The following is a 10,530-nucleotide window of genomic DNA, read 5'->3' as shown; positions in this document are numbered from 1 at the left end:
CGCGAGGGAAAACCGCTGCGCACTTTTTCCGGATCATGCTTTCAGGCGCTGGCCACCATCATCATGTGAGCCGCGCCGGACTCGACCGCCTGCACGCCGTGCTCGACGACGTTGTTGCGGCCGCGGTGCTTGGCGGTATAGAGCGCGGCGTCGGCGGCTTCGATCAGGTCGCCGGGACGCAAGGCCTCGTTCGGCTTCGTCGCGGCAACCCCGATCGAGACCGTGACGATCATGTGGTTCGAGGTGATGTGCGGCAGGCAGAGTTTCAGCACGGCCGCGCGCACCTGCTCTCCGATCTCGGCGGCGCGCATCGCGTCGGTGTTCGGCAGCAACAGGCAAAATTCCTCGCCGCCATAGCGTGCCGCAAAGCCCATCGTGTCGGCGGCGATGCCGGACAGCGACTCGCCTAGCCGGGTCAGGCAGGAATCGCCCTCGAGATGGCCATAGGTGTCGTTGAACAGCTTGAAATGGTCGACGTCGATCATCAGAAGCGCGAGATCGCTGCCATATTGCTGCGCGCGCATCCATTCGAAGTCGAGCCGGCTCTGGAAGCCGCGGCGGTTGGCGAGCCCGGACAGCATGTCGATCGAGGCCATCACCGTCAGGCGATCGTTGCTCGCAATCAGCTCGCGCTCGCGCTGGCTCAGCTGCGCAGCCATCGCGTTGAACGCGCGGGCCAGAGGCACGAACTCGGCCGGCAGCCGATTGCGTGCCGCGCGGGCCGACAGGTCGCCTTCGCCGAGACGCTTGGCCATGTCGACCAGCATCTCGATCGGCTTGATGACGAGCTTTTCGGCGGCGATCAGCGCGCCGAGCAGGACGAACACGACGACGAAAGCGAGCTGGAGATACGCGGTGCGGATGTCGCGGCTGACCGCTGCGGACACCTTGTCTTCGTCGATGCTGGCGATCAGGCGAGCATTGGTGCCGGCGATGCGGATGTAGCTGACAGCGCGGCGGGAGCCATCGGCGGCGAGGAAGGACAGAGAACCCTCGTCCTGGTCGGACCGCAGCGCCTTGTCGGCGATCGCGGACATCAGCGGCATGTTGTCGAGGGGACGGCCAACCGCACTGCGCTGATCGGCCGGGGCCGCCAGCACGGTGCCCGCGCTGTCGACCAGCACGGCGGTGATGCCGGCACGGCCGCCCAGATTGCTCATGACCTTCGACATCCAGTCGAGATTGACGGTGGCGAGCACGACGGCATCGGCGACCCCGCTGAAGGCGGACACCGGATAAACCGCCATCACCGTCGGCGACGGCACTGGCCGCGACAAGATGAAATCACTGAGAACGAAGCGGCCGGTTTGCTGTGCCTGCTGGAAGTAGGGCCGATCACTGAGATCGAGGCCGACATACATGTTGTTGGTCGCGCATTGGATGCGTCCATCCTGGCCGGCTATCAGCAGCGTGCGGATCCAGGGAAGGCTCGACGGAAGGCTTGCGCGCAGCACGTCGCAGCTCTTGCTGATGCCGCCGGCGGAGGCGCGGATGAAGGCCTCTGATTTCAGGATGGTCTCGACCGACGAGATCACCTCGCGCTGCGCGTCGGCGCTGTGCCTTGCCACCGTGGTGAATTCAGCCGCGGCCTGCGCGATCTGCCGCGCGCGCGTGTCTTCGAGCGAACGAATGCGATCGAGCATCAACGGCGCCACGAGAATCACCGCGAGCAACGCAAGCCTCGCCCGAATTCCGAGAACCTGCTTGAGTTTCGCTCGTTTGCGGTTGAGACTGACGCTTGCCATCTTCGCTACCCACCCCGCGGGCTAAGGTAAAGCGAAGGGTTCAAAAACTGTTTCTTGAACTCGGTAAAATTGGACTTAACTCGGGCTACGAGCATAGCCAAGAGACGTCATGACAGAAGCCAACGCCGCGCCGGTAACCGGCCATTCACCAAACGCGCTCGCCGCGGTCGAAGCCGAAATCGCCCGCGCCTGCAAGGACGCGCGGCGCGACCGCGCCTCCGTGACGCTGATCGCGGTGTCCAAGACCTTCGCCGCGGATGCAATTATCCCGGTCATCGCCGCCGGACAGCGCGTATTCGGCGAGAATCGGGTGCAGGAGGCCAAGAGCAAGTGGCCGGCGTTAACGTCCGTTTACCCCGATACCGCGCTGCATCTGATCGGGCCGCTGCAATCCAACAAGGCGAAAGACGCGGTCGCGCTGTTCGACGCCATCCATTCGGTCGATCGCCCGAGCATTTGCCAGGCATTAGCCAAGGAAATCGAATCCCAGAACAAGCACCCGCAGCTCTTCGTCCAGATCAACACCGGCGAGGAGCCGCAGAAGGCCGGCGTCGCGCCCGGCGAGGCCGATGCCTTCCTCGCGAGCTGCCGCGACACCTATGGGCTCACGATCTCCGGACTGATGTGCATCCCGCCGGCCGACGAACCGCCGGCCGCGCACTTTGCTCTCACCGCCAAGATCGCCGCGCGTAATGGATTGAAGAATCTCTCGATGGGGATGAGCGCCGATTTCGCGACGGCGATCATGCTGGGCGCCACCCATGTGCGGGTGGGAAGTGCGATCTTTGGGCATCGGTAAGAGCCGTTAGCGGGAAACGCGCCCCAGCAACCGCCATCGATTTCGTCATTGCTTCGCTGCGCTCGCGATGACGGCGGTGTGTGTCGCGCCTACACGAACCGTACCGACGCCTTCCCCAGCACACCAAAATCCACCGCGAGATGATCGCCGGCCTGGATCGGCAGCGGCGGATGGCATGTGCCCGTCGTCACGACCTCCCCTGCCCGCAACGTGATGCCGAGCCCGCGCAGCTCGTTGGCAAGCCAGGCGAGCGCAACGCGGGGATCGCCGAGCACGTTCCTGCCGTGGCCGATGTAGCGCTCGCCGCGCAGCGTGATCTGCGGCCGCTCGGCGACGAGATCCATCCCGCGCCAGTCCGCCGATGTCGCTGCGCCCAGCACGAACAGATGCGCGCAGGCATCGTCCGCGATGAGCTGCGCCTCGCCGGCGCTGGCGAAATCGGCAAAGCGCGAATCGGGAATCTCGATCGCGGGATGCAGTGTTTCGACGGCGGCGAGGATCTCGTCAACGGTGTACGGCGTCGTTCGCGGTGGCAGATCGCGCCCCATCCGAAAGGCGAATTCCGGCTCGCCGACGCGCATCTCGTTACCCTTCATCGATGCAGCACCGCCGTCAGCGATCACGGTGTCGCTCATGATGCGTCCGGCCATGGGGCCTGCGACATTGATGTGCTTCTGTCCGGCCTCGCTCGTTGCCGCGATCTTCCAGCCGAATAATGTCCCGCTCGTTTGTCGTTCGAGCGCGGCCTGGACGGCGTAGCCCTCGGCGCGACTTTGTGGCCGCAATCGTGCCTCCAGCGCGTCCAGCTTGGTGCCGTCGCGCCAGTGTCTGACCAGGACCTGCGACGCGGCGGCGATCTGATCGTTGCCGAGCATGCACCCTCACCCGATGATGATTCTCGTTCGCGGCCCCAAGCGCCGCAGCAATTGCAGCATCGCAGATTTCGTCATGGAGACGCAGCCCGCGGTCGGGCCGAAATTGTCGCGGGCGAGGTGCAAGAACACCGCGCTGCCGCGGCCGGCGATGCGTGGTCTCGTGTTGTGATCGATCTCGACGATGAAGTCGTAGAGATGGTCGGCCCGCTTGAGCCGGTCACCGCCCTGCTCCTCGCCGAGCCGGACTCCCTGGTTGTAATGACGGTCCCTTGGATCCTCGCACCAGGCGTCTACGCCGGTGATCATCCGGGTCGGTAGGAACGTCCGGGGGCGGCTGTGCCGGTCACCCCGCCACCACAACCGCCTGGGACGGAAGCTGCCCCTTGGCGTACCGCCATCGCCCTCGCGCTTGTTGGCGAGGATGCCTCCCCGCCCCAGCGCCACGGGAATCGTCAGCGCTCCGGCCGTCAGCCAGCCCCGGCGCGGATTCCCGGCGGCAGGCTTGACGCGGATCGCAGACAGCGGCCCGGCGCCTCGGTTTCTGGTATAATCAGTTGAAGTGACGTTGTTTTTCATGTGAACGTGCAATGTCGAATTCATTACAGGACATTCATCAAAACGCCCTGTTATTCTGGGTTAGAGTGGTTCCGGCTTGTGAATCGGTAACAGTCCACTACTTCAACATGAACAACAATAATAACGGCGACCCCTAAACTTTCCCTCGCGGCTGGGCGCGGCATGCATGCGCGCCGGGCCGGACCCCAAAAGGATGATACCCTATGGCCAATGCCCGCAAGATCCTGATCGTGGATGACGACACCGATCTGCGCGATACGTTGGTGGAGCAATTATCGCTGCACGAAGAATTCGAGGCCTCCGCCGTCGATACCGGCGCCAAGGGTGCGAGCGCCGCAAAGGCCAATTCACCCGATCTGGTCCTGATGGACGTCGGTCTGCCCGACACCGATGGTCGCGAAGTTGTCCGCTCCCTGCGCAAGGGCGGCTTCAAGGCCCCGATCATCATGCTGACCGGGCATGACACCGATTCCGATACGATTTTGGGCCTGGAATCCGGCGCCAACGACTACGTCGCAAAGCCCTTCCGTTTCGCCGTGCTGCTGGCCCGCATCCGCGCCCAGCTGCGCCAGCACGAGGCCAGCGAGGACGCGGTGTTCTCGGTCGGGCCCTATAGCTTCCGGCCCGGCTCCAAGATGCTGACCGCGGCCAATGCGCGCAAGGTGCGGCTGACGGAGAAGGAAACCGCCATTCTCCGCTTCCTCTACCGGGCCGGCCAGATGCCGGTGTCGCGCGAGACCCTGCTCCAGGAGGTCTGGGGCTACAATTCCGGCGTCACCACCCACACGCTGGAAACCCACATCTATCGGCTTCGCCAGAAGATCGAGAAGGACGCCGCCAACCCCGAGATCCTGGTCACGGAAGCCGGTGGCTACAAGCTGGTGCCGTGATACGTTCCGGAAACGCGCGATTCGTCATAAATTGGCGCGTTCCTCGAGCCACGGACCGGAATGTCAATCGACGACGACGTAGCGCTTCTCGAGCGTGTCCCGACATTGCGCCTGTTGGGAGACGCCTCGTTGCGCATGCTGGCGATCGGTTCCGAGCAGCGTGACTTCGTCCGCGGCGACGTCCTGTTCAATCTGGGCGACGACGCCGACGCCGGCTACGTGGTCCAGCGAGGCGCGTTCAGGGTCGAGGACGGCGCTGGCGCCGAAATGATCGCCGGCCCCGGCGCGCTGATCGGCGAGCTTGCGCTGGTGGTGCCGATGAAGCGGCCATCGAGTGCGATCGCGCTGGAGCATTCGTCCGTCATCCGCGTCGCACGCAGCCTGTTCCAGCGCGTGCTCGAGAGCGACCCCGCCGCCGCCGTTCGCCTCCGCGACGAATTCGCGGTGCGCTCCAGCCAGATCGCCAGCGATATCCTGATGGCCGGTGCGAAGCTGACGTCGTAGCCCTCTCCAGGCGTCACTTCGGGCTCGCGCTTTTGTCGCGCTCCGGAATGCAGCGGGGCTTAAACCTCCAGCGTCACGGTCACCGGCACATGGTCCGACGGCCGCTCCCAACTCCGCGCATCGCGCAGAATCCTGAAATCGCTGACCGCATCCTTCAACGCGCGCGAAACCCAGATGTGATCGAGCCTGCGGCCGCGATCGCCGACGGTCCAATCCGCGGAGCGGTAGCTCCACCACGTATAGACCTTATCCGACATCGGGATGCGCTCGCGCGCGACGTCGACCCATTCACCGGCGGCGAGTGCCGCCTTCAGCTTCTCGGTTTCGACGGGCGTATGCGAGACAACTTTCAGCAACTGCTTGTGCGACCAGACGTCGTTCTCGTGCGGGGCGACGTTGAGATCACCGACCAGGATGTGGCGGTCTTGCCCTCGCGGATGCAGCGGCTCGCACGCCTTCATCTCGTCGAGGAAGCGAAGCTTGTGATCAAACTTCTCGTTCAGCGCGGGATCGGGAATGTCGCCGCCGGCGGGCACGTAGAAATTATGCAGCACCAGCGGCTTTGCGATGCCCGCCTTTTCGCCGAAGGACACCGAGATGTGGCGCGAATCCACCTTGTCGCAGAAGGTGCGGATGTCCTTCGACTCGAACGGAATCTTCGAGACGATGGCGACGCCATGGTAGCCCTTCTGCCCGTTCAGCGCGACGTGCTCATAGCCGAGCCGCTTGAAGCGCTTCAGCGGAAAGGCATCGTCGATGCATTTGGTCTCCTGCAGGCACAGCACCTCCGGCCGCGCGCTCTTCAAGAATTTCGCGACCAGATCGATGCGCAGGCGCACCGAATTGATGTTCCAGGTTGTCAGGGAAAGACGCATGGGGACGATCTAACAAACTCCATCCGTCATGGCCGGGCCTGACCCGGCCATCCACGTCTTTTTGTAGAATCCAAAAACGTGGATGCCCGGGACAAGCCCGGGCATGACGGTGATCGGAGCGGCCATGGCATCTCAGCCCGGCGACGGGCCGTAATTGGTGAAATCGATCTTGAACATGTTGGGGTCGAGCTTCTTGCTCGAATCCAGATTGTAGACCGCAATCGTGGTGTCGTATCCCTGCGGATCGGTGACGGTCCACTGCTTGAGCTGGCCATCCTTGGCGCCGAACATCAGCAGGAGGCGGCTGGTGCCGACCAGCGCCTGCTTCTCCTCGATCATGACGCTGACGTAGACGTCATCGGCCGAGACGTTGACGACGTTGGTGTCCTTCATCAGGTCGATGCGGTCGGACAGCAGGAAGCGCAGCGGCGTCTGCGACAGCGGATAGACGTCCTGGGTCGCGAGCTTGCGGTCGCGCACCACCAGTGACGATCCGTCGGCGACGATGTCGATCGGGCTCGGCGCGTCATATTCGAAGCGCACCTTGCCCGGTTTCTGGATGTAGAAATCGCCCTGCGTCTTGCTGCCGTCGGGCCCGACCTGGACGAAATTCCCGACCAGGGTTTGAAGCGACGACAGATAGGCACTAACCTTGGCGGCCTGCGCCTTCTGGTTGGCATCGAAGGTCTGGAAGATGCTGCTCGGAACGTTGCGGCGCGGATCCGGGATGACCGGATTCGGCGGAGTCTGGGTCGCGCCGGTGACAGCGGGCCCACTGCCGGCCGGCCCGCCATCGCCGCGGCCCTTCGGTGCAGGCTTCGGCACGGGCACGGTCTGCGCGAGCGACGCAGCGGTCACCATCGCGGCGGTGACAAGAAGCACGCCGGCCATGCGCACGCTTCGCGCAGCGATGGTGGCAGCGAATCGAATGTCCGGATGTCTGATCAACGCGTCGTCCTAACGTGGCTGGCGCCTTTTTAGCGTGATTTCGGGCAAAAGCAGATATCGATTTTGCGTGAAATGATGTCGCGAGGCCCCTCGCCTCACATATGGCTGTCTTCTTCCTCGACCAGAATCTCGCGCTTGCCGGCGTGGTTGGCGGGACCGACGATGCCCTCCAGTTCCATACGCTCCATCAGCGATGCGGCGCGGTTATAGCCGATTTGCAGGCGGCGCTGGATGTAGCTGGTCGAGGCCTTGCGATCGCGTTTGACGATCGCAACCGCCTGCTGGAACAGATCGCCGCCGCCATCCCCGCCCATGCCGGTGGCGTCGAACACGGCGCCGTCCTCGTCCTCGGTCGGCTCTTCGGCGGTGACGGCTTCGAGATATTCCGGCTGTCCCTGCGTCTTGAGGTGACGCACCACCTTCTCGACTTCCTCGTCGGAGGCGAACGGTCCATGCACGCGGCTGATGCGGCCGCCGCCGGCCATGTAGAGCATGTCGCCCTGACCGAGCAGCTGCTCGGCGCCCATCTCGCCCAAAATGGTGCGGCTGTCGATCTTGGAGGTGACCTGGAAGGCGATGCGGGTCGGGAAGTTCGCCTTGATGGTGCCGGTGATGACGTCGACCGATGGACGCTGCGTGGCGAGGATCACGTGCAGGCCGGCGGCGCGCGCCATCTGCGCGAGACGTTGCACCGCGCCTTCGATGTCCTTGCCGGCGACCATCATCAGGTCGGCCATTTCGTCGACGATGATGACGATGTAGGGCAGCGGGTCGAGCGAGAGCTTCTCTTCCTCGTAGATCGCCTTGCCGGTTTCCTTGTCGAAGCCGGTATGCACCGTGCGCGTCGGCTCCTCGCCCTTGGCCTTCAGTTCGAGCAGGCGCGTATTGTAGCCGTCGATGTTGCGTACACCGAGCTTGGCCATGTTCTTGTAGCGCTCCTCCATCTCGCGCACGGCCCATTTCAGCGCGACCACCGCCTTCTTCGGGTCGGTGACGACGGGGGTGAGCAGATGGGGAATGCCGTCATAGACGGAGAGTTCGAGCATCTTCGGATCGACCATGATGAGCCGGCACTGGTCCGGGCGCAGCCGGTAGACCAGACTGAGAATCATGGTGTTGATCGCGACCGACTTGCCCGAGCCGGTGGTACCGGCGATCAGCATGTGCGGCGTGCGGGCGAGATCGATGATGACAGGATCGCCGCCGATGGTCTTGCCGAGGCACAGCGGCAGCTTTGCCACCGTGTCGGTCGCCTCCTTCGCCACCAGTAATTCGCGCAAGTAGACCTTCTCGCGATGCGCGTTCGGCAGCTCGATGCCGATCGCGTTGCGGCCGGGCACGACCGCGACGCGCGCCGATAGCGCGCTCATCGAGCGGGCGATGTCGTCGGCAAGTCCGATCACGCGCGAGGACTTGATGCCGGGCGCCGGCTCGAGCTCGTACAGCGTGACCACCGGACCCGGATTGGCCTTCACGATCTCGCCGCGCACGCCGAAATCCTGCAGCACGCCTTCGAGCGAACGGGAATTGTTCTCCAGCTCGGCCTTGCTGAGCGGCTGACGATCGCCGGCCTTCGGCGCCGCCAGCATCGAGACGGACGGAAGGTCGAACTTGTCGGAGGATTTCCTGGCCGTGGCCTTGGGTGCGGCCTTCTTGCGCGGGGCGCGCGCAGTGGGCTGCTCCTCTTCCTCCTCCTCGTCTTCCTCTTCTTCGTGCGCGTCCTCGCAATCCTCGTCCTCGGTCTGCGGCGAGATCGAGGGCGCGGCGCGGCCGCCGCCCAGATTCGGCTCCTGACGGCTGAACTGAGCGGCCTTGGTCTTCGGTCCACTCGAGACCAGCGAGCGGTAAGCGGCGCCAAGCAGCCAGATCAGCCGCGCCTTGGTGCTCATCAGCGCGTGGAACAGCCAGCCCAGCGATACCGAGCCGCGATCGCTCTCCTCGTCTTCGTCGAGCGGCTTGTCGTCATCCTCGATCTCCGCGAGTTCGTCGTCCTGCTCGCGCGCGCCAAGGCCGCAGGCGATCAGGAAGGTCACGGTCATCGCGGCGAACAGGATCGTGCCCAGCACGATGCGATAGACCGTGCCGGCCGGTCCGAAAATCACCGCCGGCGCGCGTACCAGCGCGTCGCCGACCACGCCGCCGAGGCCGGTCGGCAGCGGCCATGCGCCGCCATGTGGCCAGCAGCTGACGAAGCCCGCCGCGATCACCGTGCAGAGAATCCAGGAGCCGAGCCGCAGCGCCTCGCGGTCGAACGGGCGATGCGTCATCATGCGCCAGCCCCAGACCGCAACCGTCAGGACCAGCATGATCGCGCCGAGCCCGAGGATCTGCATCGCGAGGTCGGCGCCGATCGCGCCGGCATAGCCGAGAATGTTGCGGATCGGACGCGAGGTGGCGTGGCTGAGGCTGGGATCCTGCACCGACCACGTCATCAGCGCGGCGGAGGCGACCCCCGCCAACGCGATCAGGCCGAGACCGGTAAGCTCGCGCATGCGCCGCGCCAGACCCTCGCGGATCGATGGCGGCAGATGGCCGACCAGTGGAATGACACGCTCGATTGCCGACATGCTCATGGGCCCGCCTAACCCAGAGTCTCGACCAGGCGGTGCAGTGCCTGCGCCGTGGTCTCTCCATCCTGCACCAGCGCGAGGCGAATATAGCCCGCACCGGGATTGAAGCCGTCGGGCTGAAGCCGGGCCAGATAGCTGCCGGGCACCACGCGCACGCCTGCCTCCTTGAAGAGTCTCAGCGTCACCGACACGTCGTCGCCGAGGGCGGACGTGTTGAGCCAGACGCAGAAGCCGGCATCGGGCCGGCGATAGCCGTAACGATTGCCGATGATCTGGTCGGCGAGATCGAACTTGATCCGATAGAGCCTGCGGTTCTCCTCGACATGCGCTTCGTCGCCATAGGCGACGGTCGCGACATGCTGGAGCGGCACGGGCACCTGGGGCGCCGCAACGTTGCGCAGCTCCAGGAACATGCCGATGAACTTCCTGTCGCCGGCGGCGAAGCCGACGCGCATGCCCGGCAGGTTGGAACGCTTCGACAGCGACTGGAACGCGACCACGCGGGTGAAATCGGGTCCGGCGCATTCCAGTGCGCTGCCAGGAGCCTGGCGGGTGTAGATCTCGGAATAGCACTCGTCGCTGAGAATCACGAAGCCGTAGCGGTCGGCGAGTTGCTTCAACCGTTTGAAATAGTCGGGCGAGGCGACCGAGCCCTGCGGATTGGCCGGCGAAGCCAGATAGAACGCCACCGTGCGCGCCAGTGTAGCCTCGTCGATGGCATCGAGATCGGGCAGGAAGCCGTTCTCGA

The 10,530-nt window shown here is 64.6% G+C and carries 10 protein-coding genes; 3 read left to right on the top strand and 7 right to left on the bottom strand.

Annotated features, from left to right (window positions below; genetic code table 11):
- Positions 1-41: 41 nt before the first annotated feature.
- On the bottom strand, positions 42-1,745 hold the full coding sequence (locus IC50_RS09180) for a diguanylate cyclase domain-containing protein (RefSeq protein ID WP_035703232.1): 1,704 nt from the start codon (positions 1,743-1,745) through the stop codon (positions 42-44).
- Positions 1,746-1,854: 109 nt separating this feature from the next.
- Here IC50_RS09180 and IC50_RS09175 point away from each other — a divergent pair, with 109 nt between their 5' ends.
- Positions 1,855-2,544 carry a YggS family pyridoxal phosphate-dependent enzyme gene (locus tag IC50_RS09175; protein ID WP_035703228.1) on the top strand — a complete coding sequence of 230 codons (690 nt, stop codon included), beginning with the start codon at positions 1,855-1,857 and terminating at the stop codon, positions 2,542-2,544.
- 89 nt (positions 2,545-2,633) lie between these two features.
- On the opposite strand, the gene IC50_RS09170 is transcribed toward IC50_RS09175, so the two are convergent.
- Both IC50_RS09170 and IC50_RS09165 read right to left on the bottom strand, forming a co-directional pair.
- A complete protein-coding gene (locus IC50_RS09170) occupies positions 2,634-3,419 on the bottom strand; it encodes a 2-keto-4-pentenoate hydratase (protein WP_035703227.1) in 786 nt (261 codons plus the stop codon).
- Positions 3,420-3,425: 6 nt separating this feature from the next.
- Positions 3,426-3,995 (bottom strand): L,D-transpeptidase family protein, encoded by a 570-nt coding sequence (locus tag IC50_RS09165; protein ID WP_035703226.1) that lies wholly within the window; start codon positions 3,993-3,995, stop codon positions 3,426-3,428.
- A gap of 203 nt (positions 3,996-4,198) precedes the next feature.
- Between IC50_RS09165 and IC50_RS09160 the strand changes: the two genes are divergently transcribed.
- Complete coding sequence (locus IC50_RS09160; protein WP_008142830.1) at positions 4,199-4,885, top strand: response regulator transcription factor; 687 nt, start codon at positions 4,199-4,201, stop codon at positions 4,883-4,885.
- A gap of 60 nt (positions 4,886-4,945) precedes the next feature.
- Positions 4,946-5,389 (top strand): cyclic nucleotide-binding domain-containing protein, encoded by a 444-nt coding sequence (locus IC50_RS09155; RefSeq protein WP_035703221.1) that lies wholly within the window; start codon positions 4,946-4,948, stop codon positions 5,387-5,389.
- Positions 5,390-5,448: 59 nt separating this feature from the next.
- On the opposite strand, the gene IC50_RS09150 is transcribed toward IC50_RS09155, so the two are convergent.
- The 4 genes from IC50_RS09150 to IC50_RS09135 form a co-directional block, all read right to left on the bottom strand.
- The gene (locus tag IC50_RS09150; RefSeq protein ID WP_035703219.1) at positions 5,449-6,264 is read right to left on the bottom strand and encodes an exodeoxyribonuclease III; all 816 of its coding nucleotides are present in this window, start codon (positions 6,262-6,264) and stop codon (positions 5,449-5,451) included.
- Between the two features lie 132 nt (positions 6,265-6,396).
- Positions 6,397-7,155, bottom strand: coding sequence for an outer membrane lipoprotein carrier protein LolA (locus tag IC50_RS09145; RefSeq protein ID WP_035703217.1), 759 nt, complete (start codon positions 7,153-7,155; stop codon positions 6,397-6,399).
- A gap of 152 nt (positions 7,156-7,307) precedes the next feature.
- On the bottom strand, positions 7,308-9,785 hold the full coding sequence (locus tag IC50_RS09140; RefSeq protein WP_035703215.1) for a DNA translocase FtsK: 2,478 nt from the start codon (positions 9,783-9,785) through the stop codon (positions 7,308-7,310).
- Between the two features lie 8 nt (positions 9,786-9,793).
- Positions 9,794-10,530: aminotransferase class I/II-fold pyridoxal phosphate-dependent enzyme (locus IC50_RS09135; RefSeq protein WP_035703213.1), on the bottom strand; the 737-nt coding region annotated here is incomplete at its 5' end.

It is taken from the genome of Bradyrhizobium genomosp. I (2014) (assembly GCF_000261685.1).
Taxonomy (GTDB): domain Bacteria; phylum Pseudomonadota; class Alphaproteobacteria; order Rhizobiales; family Xanthobacteraceae; genus Bradyrhizobium.
Note: the sequence above shows the minus strand (reverse complement) of the source record. Positions and strands in the feature narration are given on the sequence as shown.